Origin of the sequence: Thioclava sp. SK-1 (assembly GCF_001705665.1) — a bacterium.
Taxonomy (GTDB): Bacteria; Pseudomonadota; Alphaproteobacteria; order Rhodobacterales; family Rhodobacteraceae; genus Thioclava.
In genome coordinates this window covers 1-24,263 of record NZ_MDHA01000025.1, presented here as the reverse complement: position 1 = coordinate 24,263, position 24,263 = coordinate 1, and the positions used below count along the sequence as shown (strand labels likewise).

17 protein-coding genes are annotated in these 24,263 nt (G+C 56.8%); all 17 read right to left on the bottom strand.

Going from position 1 to position 24,263, the window contains the following annotated elements; all coding sequences use genetic code 11:
- Window positions 1-264: 264 nt before the first annotated feature.
- Window positions 265-789, bottom strand: a complete 525-nt coding sequence (locus BFP70_RS02985) for a hypothetical protein (RefSeq protein WP_141693074.1) — start codon at window positions 787-789, stop codon at window positions 265-267.
- Between the two features lie 279 nt (window positions 790-1,068).
- Window positions 1,069-4,290, bottom strand: a complete 3,222-nt coding sequence (locus BFP70_RS02980) for a chemotaxis protein CheB (RefSeq protein ID WP_066009894.1) — start codon at window positions 4,288-4,290, stop codon at window positions 1,069-1,071.
- A 321-nt stretch (window positions 4,291-4,611) separates the two neighbouring features.
- On the bottom strand, window positions 4,612-5,538 hold the full coding sequence (locus tag BFP70_RS02975; RefSeq protein WP_066009893.1) for a carbohydrate kinase: 927 nt from the start codon (window positions 5,536-5,538) through the stop codon (window positions 4,612-4,614).
- 37 nt (window positions 5,539-5,575) lie between these two features.
- Window positions 5,576-7,021, bottom strand: a complete 1,446-nt coding sequence (gene xylB / locus BFP70_RS02970) for a xylulokinase (RefSeq protein WP_066009892.1) — start codon at window positions 7,019-7,021, stop codon at window positions 5,576-5,578.
- A gap of 10 nt (window positions 7,022-7,031) precedes the next feature.
- Window positions 7,032-8,501, bottom strand: coding sequence for a mannitol dehydrogenase family protein (locus BFP70_RS02965; protein ID WP_066009891.1), 1,470 nt, complete (start codon window positions 8,499-8,501; stop codon window positions 7,032-7,034).
- Window positions 8,502-8,719: 218 nt separating this feature from the next.
- On the bottom strand, window positions 8,720-9,730 hold the full coding sequence (locus BFP70_RS02960; protein ID WP_066009890.1) for an ABC transporter ATP-binding protein: 1,011 nt from the start codon (window positions 9,728-9,730) through the stop codon (window positions 8,720-8,722).
- Window positions 9,731-9,748: 18 nt separating this feature from the next.
- Entirely contained in the window at window positions 9,749-10,579 is an 831-nt protein-coding gene (locus BFP70_RS02955) for a carbohydrate ABC transporter permease (RefSeq protein ID WP_066009889.1), read from the bottom strand.
- Window position 10,580: 1 nt separating this feature from the next.
- The gene (locus BFP70_RS02950) at window positions 10,581-11,453 is read right to left on the bottom strand and encodes a carbohydrate ABC transporter permease (RefSeq protein ID WP_066009888.1); all 873 of its coding nucleotides are present in this window, start codon (window positions 11,451-11,453) and stop codon (window positions 10,581-10,583) included.
- A gap of 112 nt (window positions 11,454-11,565) precedes the next feature.
- The gene (locus tag BFP70_RS02945) at window positions 11,566-12,885 is read right to left on the bottom strand and encodes a sugar ABC transporter substrate-binding protein (RefSeq protein ID WP_066009887.1); all 1,320 of its coding nucleotides are present in this window, start codon (window positions 12,883-12,885) and stop codon (window positions 11,566-11,568) included.
- Between the two features lie 192 nt (window positions 12,886-13,077).
- Window positions 13,078-14,046, bottom strand: coding sequence for a sugar-binding transcriptional regulator (locus BFP70_RS02940; RefSeq protein ID WP_066009886.1), 969 nt, complete (start codon window positions 14,044-14,046; stop codon window positions 13,078-13,080).
- Entirely contained in the window at window positions 14,043-14,729 is a 687-nt protein-coding gene (locus BFP70_RS02935; protein ID WP_066009885.1) for an HAD family phosphatase, read from the bottom strand. The genes BFP70_RS02940 and BFP70_RS02935 overlap by 4 nt, the downstream gene beginning before the upstream one ends.
- Window positions 14,730-14,750: 21 nt before the next feature.
- Window positions 14,751-17,798: an efflux RND transporter permease subunit gene (locus BFP70_RS02930; protein ID WP_066009884.1), complete on the bottom strand. Its 3,048-nt coding sequence runs from the start codon at window positions 17,796-17,798 to the stop codon at window positions 14,751-14,753.
- The gene (locus tag BFP70_RS02925; RefSeq protein ID WP_066009883.1) at window positions 17,795-18,856 is read right to left on the bottom strand and encodes an efflux RND transporter periplasmic adaptor subunit; all 1,062 of its coding nucleotides are present in this window, start codon (window positions 18,854-18,856) and stop codon (window positions 17,795-17,797) included. Before BFP70_RS02925 ends, BFP70_RS02930 begins: the two co-directional genes overlap by 4 nt.
- Window positions 18,856-19,893, bottom strand: coding sequence for an efflux RND transporter periplasmic adaptor subunit (locus BFP70_RS02920; protein ID WP_066009882.1), 1,038 nt, complete (start codon window positions 19,891-19,893; stop codon window positions 18,856-18,858). Before BFP70_RS02920 ends, BFP70_RS02925 begins: the two co-directional genes overlap by 1 nt.
- Before the next feature lie 179 nt (window positions 19,894-20,072).
- Complete coding sequence (locus tag BFP70_RS02915; RefSeq protein ID WP_066009881.1) at window positions 20,073-21,347, bottom strand: LysR substrate-binding domain-containing protein; 1,275 nt, start codon at window positions 21,345-21,347, stop codon at window positions 20,073-20,075.
- Window positions 21,348-21,563: 216 nt separating this feature from the next.
- The gene (locus BFP70_RS02910; RefSeq protein ID WP_066009880.1) at window positions 21,564-22,670 is read right to left on the bottom strand and encodes a TRAP transporter substrate-binding protein; all 1,107 of its coding nucleotides are present in this window, start codon (window positions 22,668-22,670) and stop codon (window positions 21,564-21,566) included.
- A gap of 212 nt (window positions 22,671-22,882) precedes the next feature.
- Entirely contained in the window at window positions 22,883-23,977 is a 1,095-nt protein-coding gene (locus BFP70_RS02905) for a TRAP transporter substrate-binding protein (RefSeq protein WP_066009879.1), read from the bottom strand.
- Window positions 23,978-24,263 lie beyond the last annotated feature (286 nt).

The following is a 24,263-nucleotide window of genomic DNA, read 5'->3' as shown; positions in this document are numbered from 1 at the left end:
TGATGGGATGGGCTGACCAGTAGGGCATGGCTCTGGTGCTACAGTATTGAATGCCCGAACATGCGCAACGGCCGTATCACACCCGTTCAGAAACTGGGAATGGCTGCGTAAACTCTACGTTCACGCTCTGGCAACATATGGGTAATACACCGTGTCCGGCGCGCGCACGTCTTGTGACAAACGTAACTGTTTTAGATATTGGACAGAAGGGGCGGCCGACAGCGGTGCTTTCGTCAGGTGAACATGCCACACAATGCTGGCAAATCAGTAGGCCAGAGATTGTGGCGTGATATTTTGGACAAATGCACCATTGGTGTCGCTGCCAGGCGCATCCGTGTGCGAGGCGTTTTCGATGAAACGTTGTAGCAAATAGGAGAAAAAGCCCATCTCATCACGCAGGCTATCCAGCCGTTCCAAACGTGCCAGAACCTGATCTGATACCTTTGGGTCTTGGATCAGATCCCGATCGGCGTCCAGCAGGTGTAAGCATGGCTGCAACAGCGCGGATAAGGTCTGCGCAGCCGTGGTTTCAAGCGCCTCAAGAGTGTGATGCTCTGTTCGATGGCCGGGGGCGAGAAGCGAATGCAACGCCCCCAGCGCTTTGGAAAAACGAACTGTCACGGCCTGTGTTCCGCTCCAGATTTTTTGGGTCAGGATACGCACCCCGCCAAGGATCAAACCGGGCAGTTCGATTACCAGCGTCGGATCGCTGAACACCTGAAACTCAAAACTCTTGGGTAAAACTTTGATCAGGTTTTCACGAAATTCATCTGTGAAGGCGTTGTTCAAGGGAACAGGCTGCGAAAATTGCACATTGTGGCTTAAGTTTTCGCGCTTAAAAACCGTTCTTTCCACAAACCACTCATGTGTTTCTTCGTCCCTAATAAGGGAAATGGAGACTTGTGACAGATCACAAGATTCCGATTGCCCGTCCTCGTACATCAAACAATCCTTCTACTCTACTCGGAACTCTAAACTAGATATCTCGCCAGCGTGTTAACAGAAGGTTAGTACTGGATATGCGCCAGACCATAGCATGTAGTTATGATTTTACATAGTCTCCCTACCTTAGATCAGCGAAATGGCGCCGTAAACATAGCGCGGTTCACCTTCGCTTGAGGCCGCGATATGGGCCGAAACGCGGCAAGGTGCCTGTGTTCCATTTGCCATTTGCACTGTTGAGTCAATGTCAAACCTGCGTCCGGCTTCAATCGCGGCGGAAAATTGCGCCTGCAGCGCGTCACGGTCGTGGTCCACCAGCTGTTCAATGGTCATCGCCAGCGTCGGCACCACCGATTTGTCTGTTCTCAGCAATTCATACAGCCGCGGCTTCCAGAACATCAGATCGTTGTAGATGTCATAGGTAAAGAAGCCAATTTCCTGATCTGCGGCCAGTTGGTTGTAATGCTGCATTAACAGCTGTTCATTGCGCATCTTCGAGAAGTCGCGGAAAACACCGACCAGCGCCACCGGCTCTTGCTGATCATTATACATCGCCGAGCCGGCGCTTTCTACGACGATAATCTGACCATCTCCGCGTTTCAGCCGCGCGTAGAAATGAAAGCTTTCGCCGGATTGAATCGCATGTTCAATGGCGGCTTTCACCTTGGGGCGGTCTTCTTCAAGATAGAAATCGATGCCGTCGGCCATGACCAGGGCGCGCTCTTGCTGGTCGATCCCATGAATGCGGTAAGTCTCATCGGACCAATCAACGGCACCGGTCAACAGATTAACCCGCCAGCTGCCAATCTCGCCAAAACGACGCAGCGTTTGGTTCAATACCGCATCGACCGACATATCGACCTGCTCCAACAACACGATCAGGCCAATCAACCCGTTATGATCGGTGGTCAATGGCGACACGGTCAGGGTGCATAAAACACCGTTATCTTCGAATTGGCGGGTGTGGTTTTTCCTGTCCAGAAGGGCTTGTGAACACAGATCGACCAAGGGCGGGAAATTCGCCGGCAAATGGCATTGCGACAGATGGCCAAGCGATGTCCCGCGTTCCCGAATATCGAATTGCCGTACCGCGCTTTTAGAGGCCTGACGGATCAAAAGCCCCTGATCCAGCATCATCATAACCGTGGGCAAACCCTTAATAAGCCCAGCCAGTTCTGCCGAGATCCGTTCCAACTGAGAGGTATTGACCAGCAGCTCTTCATTGACAGTGATCAGTTCTTCATTAGTGGATTGCAGTTCTTCGTTGGATGTTTCCAATTCTTCATTGGTGGATTGTAATTCTTCGTTTGAACTTTGCAGCTCTTCGTTCAGCGATTGCAATTCCTCGTTCGAGGTCTGCAATTGCTCGATCGTCACCTGCAATGTGTCGCGGGTGCGGGCCAATTCTGCTTCCAGATAGTCAAGGTAATCTGTCCGCTCGGTCGCGCTGGGGTCGGGGGCGGTGCGCATCTCGGTCTCAAATCCGATCAGCACCAGCGGGTCAGAGCCGTCATCATCAATGATCGGCCAGGCCGTCATCCGCACCGTGTTGAAATCGCGCCCGTCAAGCTCATGCCATTGCCCGGCGCGGCTTTCCTTTTGCTTTAAGGCAATCAGCAACATCGAATTGGCTTCGTAGGACAAGACCTTGCGCAGCACATCCAATGTCAGCCCGCCGTTGATCGGGTTGGTCATCTCGACGAACGGGGCGATATCGCCATAAATCTTGACGATTGTGCGATCGCGATTTGTCAGGAAGCCAACTTTACACACAGATCGCGCAAGGGAATCAAACCGCCACAGGTCGGTGCGATCCGCCGCAGCCGCTCGCGCCCGATGTCCGCCCGGACGCATAGGAAGGTTGCTTGCAATCGTGGTTTCAGGGGAAAGGGCATTGCCCATCTTGGCGGAGCGTTTGCGGAAAATCTTTGCGTATTGCTGTGTCGGCACGAAATAATTTTCCAACAATCCCGTGGTTTCAGACGTGCCAAGAAACAGCAGCCCGTCAGGGTTCAGCGCATATTGGATACGGGTCAACACCCGTTCTTGCAGCTTGGATTCAAAATAGATCATCACGTTGCGGATCGACACAAGGTCGATCGAGATGAAAGGCGCATCTTGAAACACGTTGTGACGTGAGAACAGCACAAAGGATTTCAGTCGTTGGCGCACCGTGTAATGATCATCGGCAAGATCGAAATAACGGGCTTGAAATTCTTCGGGGACATCATTGATGGCCGAAGACGGATATTGCCCCTTGCGTGCAATCGCCAGTGCACGGTCATCAATATCGGTGGCAAAAATCTGAAGCTGTTCTTTTTCAACATTCTCCAACCCGCCAAGCGCCTCAACAGCCAGAATGGCGATGGAATAGGCCTCTTCGCCCGTGGCGCAACCGGGGATCCAGATCCGGATCGGGTCTTTGTTATCTTTCAGTTTTTCAGCCAGCGTATTGCGCAGGGTATTGAATTGATCGGGATCGCGGAAGAAATGCGTGACAGAGATCAGCAAATCGCGATACAGCGCCTCGACCTCTTCAACAGAGCGGCGGCACAGTTCAACGTAATCGTTATAATGTTCAATGCCTTTGGCGATCATCCGGCGATGAATGCGGCGATTGATCGTGTTTTCCTTGTAGTGCCGGAAATCAACCAATGTATGCGCCAACAGGATATGGAACAGATCAGAGTTCTTGCCGTTCGGGGTGTTGATCTCTTTCAGCTCACCAAAATCGCGGCGCCGTTTCAAGATATCTTCCAGATGTTCGCCGATCTGGCGCGGGGTCAGGCACAGATCGACACAGCCGGTGCGCATCGCTGAGACGGGCATGGAATCATATTTGCACGAAGAGGGCTCTTGCGCGATGGTGATGCCGTCGGCCTCACGAATGGCCTGGACCCCGTAGCTGCCATCCGATCCCGTGCCAGATAAAACCACCCCTACCGCGCGTTCGCGCAGCTCCAGCGCGATAGATTTGAACAGCCGATCCGCAGAGGGTTTTGGCGCAACCAGATGCCCCTCTGGTGGGCGCAACTGCAACATGCCGTCTTCCAAAATGACATCGAAGCCGGGCGGTGGCACATAAATCGTATCAGGTTGCGGCAGTTCATGATCTTCAATTTCGCGCACGTTCAGCGTTGTTTCGCGCGCAAGTAATTGTACCAGCATGCTTTTGTGACTGGGTGACATATGCTGCGCCAGAACATAAGCGGCGCCCAATTTCGGGGGCAGGTTCTGCGCTAAGATCGACGTGGCTTCCAACCCACCAGCAGAGGCGGCAACACCGACAATCACCATTTTTTCAGTTGGCGCCTGTTCATTGCTGCTTGTGTTATCCTGATCGACCATCACAGTAATTTCTTTCCGAGAATACGAGTGAATATGCTCAACCTATGGGTAGCGTATAACGCGCTCAAATTACTAGAACAAACTCAACAGAGTTTTCCCGCTTATGGGACAAAACGCACAATATTCAATGAATGCACAAGTCAGAAAATTTGGGTCACAGACAAGTATACCCATCGGATTTTCAGAGGCCACGCGCTTTGCCGCAAATGCTGGCAGTCGGTGGTGGATAGGGGGCAAGCAGGTGCTTGATATGGTATATGGGCGGCGTGCGGGGCTATCCCAACACGCCGCCCATATAGCAATTTCATAAAATACCGTGGATTACAGCTCTGATTTCCAAGGCGGGTTGGCCCCTGCGCGCGACACGGTTATCGCGGCAACCTTTGCGCCGTTTTCCAAGGCCTGAATGGCGTCTTCAGGTGCCAATTTACGCAGGCCTGCTTTGGACAGGCAGCCCAACTCTGACAACATCGCCAATACGCCTGCGTTGAACGTATCGCCTGCACCGACTGTATCGACCACATCGACTTTTTTCGCGATGACTTCGATCTCAACGCCGTCTGCCAGCCAGGCCGAGGCCCCCGCACCGCCACGCGTGACAATCACCATCGCGGGTCCAAGTTCACGCAGACGGGCAACTTTCTGTGCAATGGAGTCTGCGCCAGGATAGATCCAGTTCAGATCTTCATCAGACACTTTGACAATATCGGAATGACGGACCATCTGTTCCAACCGCACGCGGTAGCGTTCGATATCGCGGATAAAACCGGGGCGGATATTGGGATCAATCATCACCGCGCGGCTGTCATGGGTATTGCCCAGCAAGGCGGCATATGTATCTGCGCCCGGTTCCACCGCAAGGCTGATACCGCCGAAATACAACGCGCTCACATCGTCGGGCAGGGTGGGCAGATCCTCTTGCGTAATCATGCGCCCGGCAGAGTTTTCATCATAGAACGTATAGGTTGCGTGGCCGTCGGTCAGTTTCACAAAGGCCAAGGTGGTGGGCCGATCCGATCGGATTGCCAAAGACGTATCGACATGGCTGGCCGTTAGCCCCTCGGCCAATTGCTGGCCGAACAAATCATCCGACAAGCCTGTCAACATCCCGGTTTGTTGTCCCAACCGCCCCAAGGCAATGGCAGTATTGAAAATCGCTCCGCCAATATGGGGCACATAGCCCATTGGCCCTGCGGCCGTGGGCGTCGGGATCATATCAATCAGGGCTTCACCGCAACACAGGATCATGGTCGATTTCCTTGGAACTATAATATGGGAAGGTGCGCTATTGAATGGCGCGAATGGCCGGGTAGGCGGCCTTAAATGCGTGATACTCGTCGTCGAAGGCCGCGTGCAAGGCGGTATTGGGGGCGATCACTTCGCCCAGCTCTGGCGGGGTTAGAACTGTGTTTGCATCGGCCTTTGTGGCGGCGATCAACCCAAGGCGCGCGGCGCCAAGGGCAGCGCCGAACTCTCCGTCTTTGGGCAGGGCCAGCGGGCAGTTCAGCACCGTGGCGATCATCTCAACCCATAATTTAGAGCCAGTGCCACCGCCAATCGCCAGCAATTGACCAAGCTCCGCCCCGGTCGCACGCAGCGCCTCTGCACTGTCACGCAGGCCATAGGCCACACCGGCCAAAACCGCACGCGTCATATGGTCGACTGTTGTATCAGTGCCCAATCCGGTAAAACTGCCCCGGATCTGCGCGTCATTATGCGGTGTCCGCTCACCCGAGAGATAGGGCAGGAAGCGCTCTCGACCCGGCGCCTGTAATTGTGGCAATGCGCGGGTCAGCTGCGCCGGTGTCTGTCCGGTGATCCGGGCCAGCCAATTCAGGCTGTCGGTCGCTGATAGCATCACACCCATCTGATACCAACGCCCGGGTACGGCGTGGCAAAACGTATGCAGCGCGGTTTCTGGGGCAGGGGCAAAGCCACCGCGTGCGGCAAGCAACACACCGGAGGTCCCAAGGCTGACAAAACCCTCGCCTTCATTCATCGCGCCAATGCCAACGGCTGCTGCGGCATTGTCACCCGCGCCCCCGGCGACAACCACGCTGTCGGCCACGCCCCAACGTGTGGCCACTTCGGGGCGCAGTGCGGCAGCCGCCTGACAGCCTTCGATCAGGCGCGGCATCTGTTCCCGGCGCAACCCGGTCGCAGACAGCAGCTCATCAGACCAATCCCGCGCTCCGGTATCCAGCCAGCTTGTGCCTGCACTGTCGGACATATCCGCCACATATTCGCCCGTCAGGTAATACCCCAAATAGGCCGCGGGCAGCAGAACCTTGGCGATTTTCGCGAATACTTCTGGCTCATGCTGGCGTATCCATGCCAATTTTGGCGCTGTGAAGCCAGGAAAGACGATATTGGCGGACAGTTCGCGAAAACGGGGCTGTGCGTCCAGTTCTGCGGCCTGAATATGGGATCGGGTGTCATTCCACAAAATACATGGGCGCAGAACATCGCCCGCCTGATCCAACACGGTCGCGCCATGCATATGGCCCGAAATCCCCACACCTTTCAGTGCAGAAAATGCCGGATGTGCGTTGCGCAGCGCGGTCACGGCTGTTTCCAGCGCGGTGATCCATTGCGCTGGGTCTTGTTCGGACCAGCCTGGAGCAGGGTTCGACACTGTGTAATGTGCCTCTGCCGCGCCAATGGCGGTGCCGCCCTCATCCATCAGCAAGGCGCGAAGACCCGATGTGCCCAGATCGATCCCAAGATACATGATTTGCCCCTTAGCCTAAATATGCGCTTAGGGCGGCATCCATGCCCTGCGTATGCATCAGCGTCAGCCATGTGCAAAACGGTTTGGCAAAGCGCGGCTCATCCGCCAGGTCACCATATAGAACACGGTTTTCCAGCCAGACCATCGGCGTATCTTTCGCTGTTATCGCCAAGGGTTGCAGGTCGGCCCAGAATGGGTCGTTGGGCTCTACCACGGTTCCATCATCGCGGGTGCCTGTGCAATAGCGCGCCCATGCGGCGGATACAAACGCCAGCCCTTCGACCGACACGCCTTTGGCCAGCCCTTCACGCACCGATGGCAAGATAAAGCCCGGATGACGCGATGACCCGTCAAAGGCCACACGACGCGTGGTGTCAACGATCATCGGGTTTGAAAAGCGCGTTTCGATCAGCTGCACATATTCCGCCGGTGTCATGCCCGGAACATCATGCACATGCGGAACGATTTCATCCTGCTCCACCTTGGTGAACAGCGCAGAGATTTTGGGATGCTGCATGCAGCCCGAAATGGATGGAACAGAGAGAACCTCCCCCACATCCGAAATCACCTGATGTCCGCCGTTCAAAATGCGGATTTTCATGGTTTCAAACGCATGCACATCATCCGAGAATGTCGCGCCCGCCTTATCCCAATCCGGACGCCCTGCGCAGAAATCATCCTCAATGACCCATTGGCGAAAATTCTCATGCGTGACCGGGCAATCATCTTCGATCCCGTAATCATCGCGCACCAATTGCAGCTCTTTCGGCCCAGTTGCGGGGACAATGCAGTCAACCATCGCATTAGGGAAGCTGCAATTGGTATCGATCCAATCGGCCAGTGCCGGGTCGGACAAGCGGGCAAGGGACACAACGGTCTGACGTAAAATCGCCCCATTGCCTTGCAGGTTATCGCAGCATTGGCCAGTGAAAGGGCCGGTGCCCGCGTCACGGCGCAGTTTCAGCGCAGCGACCATCGCCCCGAAGGCGGTTTTGGGACGCGATGGGTTGGCCGCATCATGCTGGATGTCAGGGTGGGTGGCATCAAAGCCCTTTGTCGCCGGATCGATGAAATATCCGCCTTCGGTCACGGTCAGCGCGACGATACGGATTTCCGGTTTGGCCATTGCCGCGATCAGGCTGGCGTTGCCTTCCTCAATCGGAATGTAATCGATCATTGAGCCGACAACCTCTGCGGATTGGCCCTTTGGGTCCAGCTCAATCAAGGTCGTCAGGCAGTCTTGCGCCAGCAATTTATCGCGCATCACGGCGTCAGGGGCGCGCACACCCGCGCCAATAATCGCCCAATCTAGGTAAAGCCCTTGCTGAAATAAGCGGTGCAGATACCAGCTTTGATGAGCGCGGTGGAAATTCCCAAGACCGATATGCACAATACCGGGTGTCAACGCAGACCGATCATAGGTCGGGCGTGTCACGCTTGCGGGAAGTTGATCCAATGTCGCAGTTGACAGACGTACCATAGCGGCACCTTTTCCATAAGTGGCAGCCCCGAAGGCCCGATGCAGGAGCGATGTTAGCGCTCCCATAGCTGTTTATACGATAAAATCCGGCGTATCCAGTGACCCCAAGCATCAAATGTCGGGGTTTGGGGGCAGGTCGGGCCAATATGGCCAGCCCGGTGCCGTGATTGGGTAGAATTGGCCCCGGCCATTACATCAGATACCGGGGCCTTGGCCGTTTAAAGCGTAATCGCCAGACCGTCTTCACCGAAACGGTGCAGGTTATGCTCTTGCGGTTGAAGATAGACGGTGTCGCCTGCGTGGATATCGGCCTCGCCCGACACACGGACATTCATCAGGCCGATCCCCTCACAATGCACATGGGCGAAAGTGTCCGACCCCAAATGCTCTGACACGCCGATCTTGCCGACAATCGCCCCCTCAACAGGATCGACGGACAGATCGATATGTTCAGGACGGATGCCAATCGTATGCGCGCCCCGTGATGCTGCCCGTTCCCCTTCGATGAAATTCATCTTGGGCGAGCCAATGAACCCGGCGACAAATTTGTTGCGTGGGTTGCGATACAGCTCCAACGGGGAGCCAACCTGTTCAATATGCCCCGCACGCAGCACCACGATCTTATCCGCCATTGTCATGGCTTCGACCTGATCATGGGTCACATAGACCATCGTGGTTTTTAACGTCTGGTGCAGCTCTGAGATTTCAAGCCGCATATTGACACGGAGGGCGGCATCCAAATTCGACAAAGGTTCGTCGAATAAGAAGGCCTGTGGTTCGCGCACAATTGCCCGGCCGATGGCCACTCGCTGACGCTGACCGCCGGACAGTTGACCGGGTTTGCGATGCAGATAATCGGTCAGGTTCAAGGCCTTGGCAGCCGCTGCAATGCGTTCCTCCTGCTCTGCGACCGGCATGCCCGCCATTTTCATCGGAAAGGCGATGTTCTTTTTGACCGACATATGCGGATACAAAGCATAGCTTTGGAACACCATCGCCAAACCGCGCTCTGACGGGCGTTTAGATGTGGCATTCACGCCGTCAATTTCAATCGCGCCCGAGGACACGTCCTCCAGCCCCGCGATCAACCGCAAAAGGGTAGATTTACCGCAGCCCGACGGGCCCACAAAGACGACAAATTCGCCATCTTCGATTTCCAGATCCAACGGCGGGATAACTTCCACCTCTCCGAAAGACTTGCGGACTTTATTAAGTACAATACGTCCCATGGTGTCTCGTCCCTGTTCTTATTTCACCGCGCCGAATGTCAGGCCGCGGACAAGTTGTTTTTGGCTGAACCAGCCCATGATAAGGATCGGTGCGATCGCCATAATCGACGCTGCCGAAAGCTTTGCGTAGAACAGCCCCTCGGGTGAGGAATAGCTGGCGATGAACTGGGTCAAAGGCGCTGCCGCCGTTGTCGTCAGGTTCAGCGTCCAAAATGCCTCATTCCATGCAAGGATGATGTTCAACAGCACCGTCGAGGCCATGCCCGGAATTGCCATAGGCGTCAGAACATACAGCACTTCTTCCTTCAGCCCGGCACCATCCATACGGGCCGCTTCCAAAATTTCACCGGGGATTTCCTTGAAATAGGTATACAGCATCCACACGATGATCGGCAGGTTGATCAAGGTAAGCACCACGACCAGACCGAAATGCGTATCGGTCAGCCCCAGCTTATTGAACAACAGCACCAGCGGCACCAGAACGCCCACCGGCGGCAACATTTTGGTCGACAGCATCCACATCAAGATATTCTTGGTGTGTTTGCTGGGCACAAAGGCCATCGACCACGCAGCCGGCACGGCGATAATCAGCCCCAAAAGGGTGGAGCCGACTGCCAGGATGACAGAGTTCATGAAGAACCTGAAATAGTTCGACCGCTCCATCACCAGGCCATAGCTTTCCAATGTCCAGCCCGAGAAGAACATCTTCAGCGGGGTGGCAATTGCGTTGCCTTCGGTTTTGAACGACAGGATAAAGATCCACAGGATCGGGAAAAAGATAGCAATCCCAATGGCCCATGCCACGGCTGTATTGATCGTCTTGCGACGGTTGGTAATTGCGCGTGCCATGTTACGCCTCCAGGTTCTTGCCGATCATCCGCATCAGGAAGATCGCAACAATATTGGCAAGAATGATCGCGATGACACCGCCGGCAGAGCCGCCACCCACATCAAACTGCAGCAAGGATTGCACATAGATAAGGTAGGTCAGGTTGGTTGATGCAACGCCCGGACCGCCATTTGTGGTCACCAGAATTTCCGCAAAAATCGACAGCAAGAAGATAGTCTGGATCAAAATCACAACAGTGATCGCGCGCGCCAGATGCGGCAGCATGATATACCAGAATCGCGACAGTGCGCTTGCACCATCCATCTCGGCGGCTTCCAGCTGCTCTTGGTCGAGCGATTGGAACGCGGTCAGCAAGATCAGCGTCGCAAAGGGCAGCCATTGCCATGCGACAATCCCGATGATCGATGCCAGTGGTGCCTGACCCAGAAAATCATAGGCAGGCAGGCCCATGAACCCTGCGATATGCGCAAATAACCCATTGACCGGGTTCAAAAACATATTTTTCCATACCAGCGCCGAAACGGTGGGCATGACAAAGAATGGCGCAATTACAAGGATCCGGACAATCCCTTGGCCAAACATCGGCTGATCCAGCAGCAGCGCCAGCAGCGTGCCACCGATGACGGTGATCAACAACACCCCGCCCACCAAAAGCAACGTGTTCAGCAATGCGGTAAAGAACGCCGGGTCTGTGACAAAAAATTCGTAATTCGTCAGGCCCGTCCATTCCTCCATGCCGGGCATCAAAAGATTATATCGTAGGAATGAGAAATAGAGCGTCATCGCCAACGGCACGATCATCCAACCCAGCAGCAAAAGCACTGCGGGCGAAATCATCAACCTTGCGGCGGCGCGGGAATGCTTTGTGGCCATCGGCTACCTCGGCGCGCGTTGTTTCGGATTGGGGTGTAGGATTGGAAAAGGCCCCCTCGGGGGCCTTTAGTGGGCGGGCCAATCATTTGGGATCGGCCCGCGCCGCAGTCAATTACTTGATGTAACCGGCTTTTTTCATTTCACGATCGGTCAACGCCTGTGCAGCTGCAAGGGCTTGATCCGCGTCCATTTGACCGGCAAGCGCGGCAGAGAAGACCTGACCGACTGCTGTGCCAATGCCCTGGAATTCCGGGATCGAAACGAATTGCGCACCAACATAGGGGGTTTCTTGGACCGACGGTGTTTCAGGCGTTGCTTCGTTGATCGTGTCGATTGTCAGCTTGGCAAACGGGGCCGCTGCGGTGTAATCGGCATTTTCGTAAAGCGACGTCCGCGTGCCGGGAGGGGCTGCGCGCCAGCCTTGTTTTTCCGCCACAAGCGCGGTGTATTCTTTCGATGTTGCCCATTCCACGAAGGTTTTTGCAGCATCCATTTTCTCGGTCGAGGCTGGGATTGCCAGGTTCCAAGACCACAGCCAGTTCCCGTGGTTATCAACACCTTCTTTGTTCGGGAATACTGCATAGCCGACATTGTCTGCCACAGTCGATTCCGCCGGATCGGTCACGAAGCCCGCCGCAACAGTTGCGTCAATCCACATGCCACATTTACCCTGCTGGAACAGCGACAGGTTTTCGTTGAAGCCATTCGACGACGCGCCGGGCGGGCCGTAATTGGTCATCAGATCCAGATAGTCTTTGAACGCATCTTGCCACGGTGCGGTGTCGAATTCCGGTTCCCAGTTCATATCGAACCAGCGCGCACCGTATGAATTCGCCATGGCCGAAATGAATGCCATGTTCTCGCCCCAGCCGGGTTTGCCGCGCAGGCAGATACCATAGATGCCATTGTCTTTGTCGGTCATCTTGGCGGCCGCGTCTTTAACGGTGGCCCAATTTGGCATTTCGCCCATGTCCACACCGGCTTTTTCAGCCAGATCGGTGCGATACATGATCATTGCAGATTCGCCATAGAACGGTGCCGCATAAAGCGTGCCATCGACCGACAACGCGCCGCGCATTGCGGGCAGAAGATCGTCGACATCATAGTCAGCCGGCAGGTCTGACAGCGGAGCCAGCCAACCACGTTCGCCCCAGATCGGAACTTCGTAATTGCCGATCGTCATCACGTCGAACTGTCCGCCCTTGGTGGCGATATCTTGCGTAACGCGCTGACGTAGAATGTTTTCTTCTAGGGTCACCCACTCAACTTTAATGTCGGGATGTGCTTCGTTAAATGCATCCATCATGCTTTGCATACGCACCATGTCGCCGTTGTTCACGGTGGCAACAGTGATGGTGGTTTCTGCTGCAGCTGCGGTTACAAGCGCGCCAAAAGCGCACGCGCCCATCAGGGCACGGATCGTCGTGTTCATGGTATTCCTCCCATTAGATGCGAGCATTTGCCCGCGTCATGGGCAAATATTCACTCGAACCTGGATTTAAGTCAAGAGCCTTGATTGACGAAATTTACACCTTGCATGAAATCAAGGCATCTCACGGCGAAACAGGCCGGAATTGCACCGACCTGCCGAACCGAACTGTCCAATGTGAATATGAACTCTGGGTTAAAAATCGATCTGTAGCAGAGTTTTCGCAGTCGATTCGTCGGTGATCAGATGTGTCATCAACCGCCCCTTTAACGCGGCTGTCAATGCGGGGATCTTTTTTGGCCCGCCTGCAATGCAATAGATGGGCATCACATCGTTATTCACCTGCACCCCAACAATACGGCGGTTCATCGCGTGATCCAAATAGCGCCCCTGCGCATTAAACGCATGGCCGCAGATTTCCCCTACCGCGCCGGCCGCGACCCAATCGGCATGTTCTTGTGCGGTGATAAAACCGTCCACCAGCAAGGGTGCATCAAGCGACATCTGTCCAATGCCCACAACTGCCAGATCCGCAGATTGCGCCAATGCCCGCGAGGAATTCACATGCGGCAGGGCGCGATACAGCTCCAGCTCTGTTTCGGATCCTGCGACCACCGGGATCGACATCGGAAAATGTGGCGCCGAGGTTTTTTCTGCCAGGCGCACAATCACCTCGTAAAGCGAGGCCGAGCCATCGGGTGCGACATTGCCGATCAATGACACCAGCTTATGATGGCTGCCGTCGATCTGTTGCATATGTTCAGCGATTTGGCGCAGTGTCCGCCCGGTGCCAAGCGCGATAACCTGTTGCGCGGGTACCTCGAACAGGCGCTCGATGACCGGCGCTGCGAATGGCGCAAGCCCGGCAAGCGGATCAATGCCACGCCCGGCGCAGGGGGCAACCCATGCGCCATCCAGATTGAACCGGTCAATCAGGCGGCGCTCCAGTTCCATGCAGGCGGCGATCGGATGATCAATACGCACCCGGATCAGGCCTTCCGTGGCCGCACGGGCCACCAAACGCTGCGCGCGCTGGCGTGAAATGCCCAGTTCTTGCGCGATCTGGTCTTGGGTCATGCCCCCGACGAACGACAGCCATGCAGCCCGTGCGGCCATATCGCGTGCGGCGCCGTCGGTCTCGGTTGTTTTGTCGTTCAAAATCATATCGCGCGATGTCCATTCGGCTGCAAACGGGGATCAAGATGATAGAAATCATCGAATGAGGCAAATGTTCTATGTGCCACCGCCGCAGGGTCATCGGGAATGGACAGGCCCGTCAGGTGACTGCCGCCGGTGAACCGCCACACTTCCATCCCTGCGGCAAGACCCGCGCGGATACCCGCAAAGCTGTCCTCGATTACCAGGCAACGCTCTGGGTTCACGCCACATTTCCGCGCCACATGCAGGAACAGATCTGGCGCGGGCTTGCCATGTTTGACCTCGCTTGCCGTGCTTGTCCGATTTGCGAATAGCTCGGCCAAGCCGGTGATCACCAAAGACTGCGCCAGACGCGGCGGACTGGAAGACGTGGCCAGATGATAAGGAAGCCCCATCGCGGATATTGCGCGGTGGACATGGGGCACCGGCTTCAGCTCTTTTTGGAACGCGGCGATCAGCCGGGCACGGTAATCGGCCTCAAACCCGTCTGGCAAGACTACGCCAAATTCATGACGGATCTGTTGCAATACGACTGGATAGGACCGGCCCAGAAAATGGCGCGCGATATAGGTCATGTCGACATGGATGTCATGCTTCGCCAGCTCTGCAATCAGCATTTTGGCTGAAATTACCTCACTGTCGACCAACACCCCGTCGCAATCGAAAATCACCAGATCAAAGCCTGACATCTGCCCCCCTAACGGACCCAATCACGGTCTATCTTGCTGCGCTTCTGGCCTGATCCGAAAGACAGCACAATAGAGCGCGGGCGCAAAAAGCAGTGTAATCAACGTGCCCGCCATGATTCCCCCCATCATTGCATAGGCCATCGGCCCCCAAAACACCTGTCGCGCAATCGGGATCAACGCCAGGCTGGCCGAGCCTGCGGTCAGCAAAATCGGCCTCGCGCGCTGGTCAGAGGCCTCAAAAATTGCTTGCCAGCGGCTGTGCCCTATGGCGCGCAGATCCTCGGCGGCCTGTATCAAGATGATGGAATTGCGGATCAAGATCCCCAGCAGGGCCAGCACGCCTAGAATGGCGACAAACCCTAAGGGCGCGCCAAACGGCAGCATCGCAGCGACCACGCCGATCAACCCCAGTGGTGCCACCGCCAGCACCACGAACAGCAGACGAAAGCTTTGCATCTGCATCATCACTAATGTCAGTAGGATCAACAGCATGAACGGCACAACGGCGATAATTGGTGCCTGTGATTTGCTGCTTTCTTCGACGGCCCCGCCCAACGCGATTGTATATCCCTGCGGTAGGGTTTGCCCGAAGGCTGCGATCCTATCCGATAACGCTGCGACGATCGTGGCGGGCTGATCCGCCGTCAAAACGGCGGCGCGCACAGTCAATGTGGGCACCCGATCGCGGGCCCGGATGATCGGCGGCTCTGTCGTATATTCGAGCCGCGCGATAGAGCTGAGCGGGATCGGCACGCCCGAAGTGTTGGCAAATTGCAGGTTTTGCAATGCCTCAATCGAACGGCGCTCCGCCGATTGTCCGCGTAGGGTGACATCGATCAAATCGGTGTCGTCGCGCAGCTGCGTGATGGTTTGGCCTTGATACAACGTGGTCAAAACCTGCGCGACATCGGATTGCGTCAGGCCCAATTGGCGCAACCGCGCCTGATCCAAGACCACCCGGACCACCCGCACCGGTTCGTTCCAATCCAAATCAATCGCGCCCAGGCGGCTGTCTTGTGCCAGGACCTGTGCCAAATTGCGCGCGTAATCCGGCAGCGATGCTGCGTCAGGGCCGGAAAGCCGGTATTGCACAGGCTTACCTACGGGCGGTCCCAGCTCAATCGATTTGGCAAAGAATTCAACGCCTGGACGGCTGTTACTATATTGTGTGATCTGTGCAATCAGGCGATCACGCGCGGCCAGACTGTCGGTTTCGATCATCACCTGCCCAACATTGGGTGTGGCGGTGGGCAAATTCAGCGTCAGCACAAATCGCGGCGAGGGCGTCCCGATATAACTTGCCCAGAACGCGACCCCGTCACGGTTGGCCAGCCACGCGTCAAAGGCCTGCACTTCGGCGTCCGTGGCCTCAATATTCGCATTTTGGCGCAGCGTGACATCAACCATGATCTGCGTGCGGTCGGAATTGGGGAAGAACTGTTGCTCAACATGGTTCAACCCCACCAATGACACAGCAAATATTGCGATTGTCAGCGTGATCGTCAGCCAGCGATGCACCATCGACCAGCGCAGCACCCTATGAAACCCGCGCCGCATCCGTCCCGGCTCGGCCGTGTGGCGTGACCATTTCGGCGGCAGGAATGTCGCGCCCAGAACGGGGGCAAATAGCACGGCCACCACCCAACTTAGCAGCAGTGAGATCGTGATCACATAAAATAGCGACCGGGTATATTCGCCGGCCTGACTGGCATTCAGCCCAATCGGTATGAACCCTGCCACCGTAACCAATGTGCCCGTCAGCATTGGCCACGCGATAGAGGTCCAGGCATGGGATGCCGCCCGCGCAAGGCTGTCCCCAACTTCCAAACGCGTGATCATGGTTTCAATCGCGATCATCGCATCATCTACCAGCAGACCCAGCGCAATAATCAACGCGCCAAGCGAAATCCGCTGTAGCGTAATCCCGATCATATCCAGCACAACAAATGTCAACGCCAGCACCAGCGGGATGGTCAAAGACACCACAAACCCTGCGCGCATGCCAAGGCTGATGAAGCTGACCGCCAGCACAATCGCCACCGCCTCGGCCAGGGCACGCAGGAAATGGGTGACGGAGTCTTCCACCACCCTAGGCTGATCTGCGACCTTATGCATGGTGATGCCCAGAGGCAGCTGCGCGGCCATCGTGGCCATCAGGGCATCCAGATCTGCGCCGAAATTCAAGATATTTCCGCCCTCTCGCATGCCCACGATAAGGCCAATTGCCGGCATCCCATCAAAGCGAAACAGCGCTGACGGCGGGTCGGCATAGCCTTGCGATACCTGTGCCACGTCGCTTAGCGTGTAAAAAATATCCCCTGATCGCAGCGGCGCCTTGGCCAGCGCGGTGGCGGAATCAAACTGCCCTGTAACGCGGATCACTACCTGCTCTTGCCCGGTCTGGATCACGCCTGATGGCACAATAGCATTTTGTGCCGAAAGCGTATTGATCACGGTCTGCCCATCCAGTCCCAGCGCGGCCAGACGCTGGGCCGAAAACTCGGCAAAGACTACGCGTTCACGCGTGCCGATCAGATCCACCTTTCCGGCCTGATCCAGCCGCAAAACCGCATCGCGCATATCCTCAACATAGGACTTCAGCGTCTGCGGTTGGAAATCGGGTGCAGTAAACGCATAAATATTGCCATAGACATCGCCGAAATCATCATTGAATCCAAAGCCCTGGAATTCATTTGGAAAGTCGGCGCGAATGTCCGACATCATCTGTCGCACACGGGTCCATGTTGGCGCGATCTGATCGTTGGGCGTGTCAGAGCGCAGCTCGACATAGACCACCGAACGGCCCGGATAGCTTTCAGACCGGGTGTAATCCAGCACATCCAGCTCTTGCAGCTTGCGTTCAATCCGGTCGGTTACCTGCGTCGCCGTTTGCTGCGCGGTCGCGCCGGGCAGGGAGGCGGACACAACCATCGTGCGGATCGTGAAGCTGGGATCTTCTTCGCGCCCCATAGAAATATAGGCGAAAATTCCTGCAATCATCGACACCAGCATCAAAAACCAGATGAAGGATTTATGGTGCAACGCCCAGTCAGACAGGTTGAATTTCATGGCAAACGCTCCCCAAGGGGCAGACCTTCGGTTAGGGCGGATACCCCGCGCAAGATGATTTCGTCGCCCGCGCTCAGCCCTTGGGTGACCGTGCGCCGGGTGCCATTGGGGGTCGACACCTTTGGCCCGGGTGTGATCGCGATACGCTGCGCGATGCGGCCTGGCCCGACACGCCAGACATAGCTTTGCGCGCCCTGCGTCACGATGGCGCTTTCAGGAACGGTCAGGCTGGGGCCGGTGCCCGGTGCAGGGCGCGTCTGGATCAACGAGCCGATACGAAAATCTGCTGGCGGGTCGCGCAGCACGATCCGCGCGCGCCGTGTGTCGATGCTTGTCTCGGTCAGCGGCTCGATCAACCGCAAATGTCCGGTAACGACGGGCAGGCCGGGGCTGCTGTGACGGATTTCAAATACCGCGCCGGGCGCAAACAGCATGGCCAGATCTGCGGGCAGGTCAATCACCGCCTCGCGCGCGTCATATGAGGCAAGCGTGGCGATCTCGGTCCCGGCAAGAACCAATGTCCCAACCTCCACCGAGGTGCTTAGGACGATGCCATCGCGCGGCGCGGTCAACGTGCCGTAACCGGCTGCATCGCGGGCCTGTGCCTGTTGGGCGCGGGCGCTGTCTTGTTGCGCATTGGCAGCGTCGCGATTGGCACGTGCCTGTTCCAATGCTGCGGTCGACGCAACACCGCGGTCAAACAATGTCTGCACACGGGTGAATTGCTGCGCTGCCAACTGCGCATCCGCTTGCGCGGCATCGACTGCCGCATTCGCGCTTTCCAGATCCTGCTGTAAGGTGATCTGATCCAATTGCGCCAGAACCTGCCCCCGTGTCACACGATCGCCCGCCTCCACCGTCAGCGTTGCCACACGCCCCGCCGCACGAAAGGCCAGTGCCGTTTTCGTGCGCGCCTGCACTGTTCCTGCGAAGGACCGCTGCACCACCGGATCAGCCGCGACGATTTCACTAACCACCGGATGCAGTGGCTGCGCGGTGCCGGGCTGAGAGATCAGCACAAGCATCAGCGAAAGGACAAGGGCGAAACAGCGCGGCATCACTGGGTTTCCTCCACCACACGGCCTTCATACAACTGATGCGCGCCTGCGCCCACAATCCAGTCACCCGCCTCCACCCCGTCGCTGATCTGCATCTGCGCCGAGGTATACCCGGACACCGTTATCTGTCGCAGATGTGCGGTCATATCCTGCGGGTCGATGATCCACACTGCCGGCCCCTGCGCGGAGGCCATAAGCGCGGTCCAAGGTAGGGTGATCTGCGCCGGCACTGGGGCGATGATCTGCCCGCGAACGCTTGCACCGATCGGCAATTGCTGCGTGGCATCGTTCAGCGTCAGCTTGACCCGCACCGTGCCCGTCTCGCTTAAGATCGGTGCGACCTCAGTGACAACGGCGTCCAGCGGCGGGTTTTGCCCCATTGTCACCTGGGCCTTTTGCGCGCGCAGTGCAGCAAGACCTGCAATATCAGGCGCTTGAACGATTACGACACGTTGCCCATCTGTGGCCAACGTTACCACGGCCTGTCCGGCAGCGACAATCTCATTGGGGTCCACATCGCGGGCGATCACCGTGGCAGGTTCCAACGCATGTAGTGCCGTATCCTCTAACCCTTGCTGGGCTGTTTCAAAGGCGGCTTGTGCCTGGGCCAGGGCGGATGTCACACTTAGCCATGTCTCAGTCGCTGTGTCCAACGTTGCCTGCGTGCCAGAGCCCGCATCCAGCAGCCCCTGCGCCCGGTCACGTGCCTGACGCGCCTGTTCCAATCGCGCCTTTGCAGCTTGCAATGACGCAAGGGAGGAGGCATGCGCGCTGTCCGCAACCGTCCGATCCAAGCGTGCGATCAACGCGCCCTGTGGCAGATGGTCGCCCACCTCAACCGCCAGCGTATCAACCCGGCCGGCGGTGCGAAAGGACACCGGATAGCTTGTTTGCGCCTCAACCGTTCCGATCAGGCTAAGGGTCTTACTGCTGGATCCCGGATGGGCGCGGATGATTTCGACAGGCAGCGCCGCTTGTGCAAAGACCAATGCGGGCCATGCAAATAAGCAAAGATACAAAGGGGCAACCCATCGCATGATGTGCGTTCCTGATACTATTTGGTCCACAGATGGGCGGCCATATATATCGCAACCCTTGCATGTTATGGGGGTGCGTTCACGCGCGCGTCAACCATGATCCGCGCGGTGTGACGCCATGTTGCACCCCAAGGTATATAATGTGCTGTCGTCTCAACGATGATATGTATTGCAAGGGCTTATGCGCCAATCAGATGCCGCGCCTGCGCCAATAGGATGCGTGCGCCATTGCCCAATGACACCCCGGTTTGATTGACCAAAACCGCCCGGGTAAGCACAGGATCCTCCAACGCCAAGGGCACCGCGCGCAGGCCCGGCCCGTGATGGCGATCCGCGCTATCGGCGCGGGCGGCGATCATGCCAAAGCCGCGCCCGCGTGCCACAGCGGCCCGCACGCTATCCAAATCCGGCAGATCAGCCCCGATATGCAGGTCCACCCCGGCCCCCTCTAACAGGTTGGGGAAATAATCCCGCGCAGGCGGACAATTGAGCGATATGAACGGCTGACCTGACAGCGCCTCTGGCACGATGCCGGGCGCATTGGCCAGCGGGTGATCAGCCGTTAGCAGCACATATGGCACAAGCGACAAAAGCGGGGCGACCGATAGCGTGGGCGGTAGGTTCACATCATGCACAAGCCCCAGCTCAATTCGCTGCGACAACACCGCCTGTATCACCCCGTCTTGGTCAGCATAGGTGATTTTTGGCGCAAGCCCGTCAAGCCCGACCAACAATTCCGGTAGCAGCCAGCTTGCGAATGTGTCCAGGCATCCCAAGTCCAGCGCCACCTTGTCGCCCGTCAGGTCAGGGGCGCGATCAAAGGTATATTTGCGACTGTAACCGCGCAGCGCCATTTGTATTGGTATGCCCAGCTCCCCCAGATTGGCACGATCCGGCATCGGGCTCATGCGCTCCACCGGGGCGCGGTCTGCGGCGCGGGTGTCGGGGCCGCGCGGATCACTGCCGCGCTCTGTCATATTGGGACGTAGGCTGTCTTCGGCCAAGGGCGGCACGGCGGTGCGCTGGGCAACATAGGCGGCTGCGACACCGGCAGTGGGGGGCGAAGGCAGACCAGATGGCGGGTTGGATGCGCGCAACATCGCCTCTGTCGGTGGGGCAGGGTGGCGCATATCCGGCGCGGCGGGTGTCGCACCTTGTGGTGAGCCCATTGCTGCGCTTGCGGCCATAGCGGCCGCAGTGCCGGTTGGCACAATCGATGGCGTGGCAGAGGCAGCTGAACTGGCCAAGCCGGGCGATGTGGCAGGGGATGGCGCAGCCGCGCGCAAGGCTGCGGCGGCAAAACTGGTGGGGGCGGGCTGTTGTGCCGCCAGGGCGGCCACCACGCCGTGTCCCGGGGGCGGTGCCGCTGTAGCCCCGGGCGTAGGTGCTCCCGCAGGGCGCACCAGCTTCGACAGGATCGACATGGCATCGGCCCGCAGGGAGGGGGGAATCATCGGGCCCCCGCCATCAACGTTCCGGGACAAAAGGATGAAAAGATCGCCACGCCGGGCTCCTGAACAGCACATAGATGACGCAAGAGACTGGCAAAAGAAGATTGAGGATTGGCAAAGAAAAACCGTTCAATTCTATCGGTTCTTCATGCCACGATCCGACATGCAAAAGGGCCCGTCGCGGGGCCCTTTCGTGACAAATCAATCCGATACGGCTGGTTACAGCGCCCCTTCGCGCTGCTTGATCATCATGAATGTGTCGTAATTATATTCCGACAGCTGCGCCCACAGATAGGCATCTTTCTTGAACTCTGTCTGGCTGTCATAGATTTTCTTAAAGTTCTCATTGCTTGAGGTCATCTCGGCATAGGTCTCTTGTGCGGCGTTGAAGCACGCGTTGAGCACATCGGCCGAGAACGGACGCAGTTGCGCGCCCTGACCCAGAAGCGACTTCAATGCGGTTGGGTTTTTATGGTCATATGAGGCCATCACATCGGCATTTGCGGCCTTACAGGCCACTTGCAGCGCCTCTTGGTAGGTGGCGGGTAGCGCATCATATTTATCCTTGGCAAAGAAGGAATGCAGCACTGCGCCACCTTCCCACCAACCGGGATAGTAATAATATGGCGCGACTTTTACAAAGCCCAGCTTCTCATCATCATAGGGGCCGACCCATTCGGTCGCGTCAATCGTGCCCTTTTCCAGCGCCGCATAAATATCACCGCCAGCAATCTGCTGCGGCACTACGCCCAGCTTTTCCAACACCCGGCCCGCAAAGCCGCCCAAACGCATTTTCAACCCTTTCAGATCGTCCACGGTGTTGATTTCTTTGCGGAACCATCCACCCATCTGCGCGCCGGTATTACCTGTGGGGAAGCCCACCGCATTATACCCGGCGTAAAATTCATTCATCAAATCGACGCCGCCGCCGTAATACATCCATGCATTTTGTTGGCGGGCATTCAGGTTGAACGGCACAGCCGTGCCCAAAGCGAATGTCGGATCTTTGCCCCAGAAATAATAGGAACAGGTGTGGCAGGCCTCGACAGTGCCATTTGATACGGCATCCAGTGCTTGCAGACCGCCGACGATCTCGCCCGCGGCAAACACCTGAATTTTGAATTTGCCGTCAGTGATTTCCTCGACATATTTCGCCATCGTCTCGCCGCCGCCATAAATCGTATCCAGCGATTTCGGGAAGGACGATGTCAGGCGCCAGTTGATGCTGGGCGTCTCCTGCGCAATGGCGGGTGCCGCAAGTGTTGTTGTCGCGGCCGCTGCGGCACCCCCAAGGGCACCCTTACGGATGAATGAACGACGATCCATGAAATCCTCCCAAGTCGTCAAAATTGACTGCGAAACCCATGTCCTCCGATCACGCAGTTGGGGCGATGTTACTTTACCAACATAACTTGTCTAGGGTGGTCGTATGAATTTCTAAGGATGACGCCACAGGGCGTGACGTAAAAAGCCCCGGGGATACCCCAGGGCTTTGGATCGGCCTGCCATTTCGGCATATGCCTGATTTCAGATCAGATTTACAGGGCGCCGCCGCGCTGCTGGATCATCATGAACGTGTCGTAATTATATTCCGCAACCTGCGTCCACAGATAGTGCTCGTCACGGAAGTCTTTGACCGATCCCCACATTTTTGCAAACCATTCATTTTCGGCTTCCATTTCCGCGTAGATATCTTGCGCGGTGTCAAAGCAGGCTTTCATGATTTCTTGTGAGAAGGGACGCAATTGCGCGCCTTCGCCCAGCAACGTGCGCAGCGCCTTGGGGTTTTCATAATCATATTGCTGCAACATATTCGCATCGATCCCCTGACAGATCGAACGTAGCAGCGATTGATAATGCTCTGGCAGGCCCTCAAACGCGTCCTTGTTGAACATGAAGTGGACCGAGGCACCACCTTCCCACCAACCCGGATAGTAGTAATACGGCGCGACCTTCACAAAGCCCAGCTTTTGGTCATCATAAGGGCCGACGAATTCGGTTGCGTCAATCGTGCCCTTTTCCAGCGCAGCATAGATGTCGCCGCCGGCCAATTGCTGTGGCACAACGCCCAGACGTTCCAAGATTTTTCCGGCCAGACCGCCGACGCGGAATTTCAGGCCTTTCAGATCATCGACCGTATGAATTTCTTTCCGGAACCAACCGCCCATCTGGGCACCAGTGTTTCCACCAGGATAGGCCACTAGGTTTTTGTCAGATAGGAATTCGTTGAACAGCTCGATCCCGCCGCCAAAATAATGCCAGGCATTCATGCCGCGCGACGACAAACCGAAAGGCAGGGTGGTCGGGATCGCCCATGCTGGATCTTTACCCCAGTAGTAATACGATGGGGTATGTGCGACCTCGACTGTCCCGATGGCCGCGGCATCAGCGGCTTGCAGGCCGCCGACGATCTCACCGCCGGCAAAGCTTTGGATCTGGAATTTGCCATCGGTGGCCTCGGATACACGGCGGCCCAGCTCTTGGCTGTTGCCATAAAGCGTCGCGAGCGAATTAGGGAATGACGAGGTCAAACGCCAATTGATCTGCGGGTTTTCTTGCGCAATCGCTGGGGCGGCAAGCGTCGTAGCAGCGGTGCCAATGGCAGCGGTCGAAAGGAAGGAGCGGCGGTCCATCATACTGTCCTTAATCGTCGGGATTTATTCGCGCGCGAGACATACATGTCTGACAGGTACTGTCCAGAGCATATGATTGCGCAACCATTGTGCGCCCGCACTTTAACGCCGTTTTCGGACGTTAAAGCGCGTTTACCGCTGTTTGTGTTATTTAGCTTTTTGTGTTTGCGATTTGGTCTCCGCGTTCGAACCATAATTGGCGCAGGGCGTTGGCCATTTCATCGATGCTTTCGCTGCCTGTAAGGTCTGAGGCATAGACATCCAACCCGACCGAGGCATAAAGGTT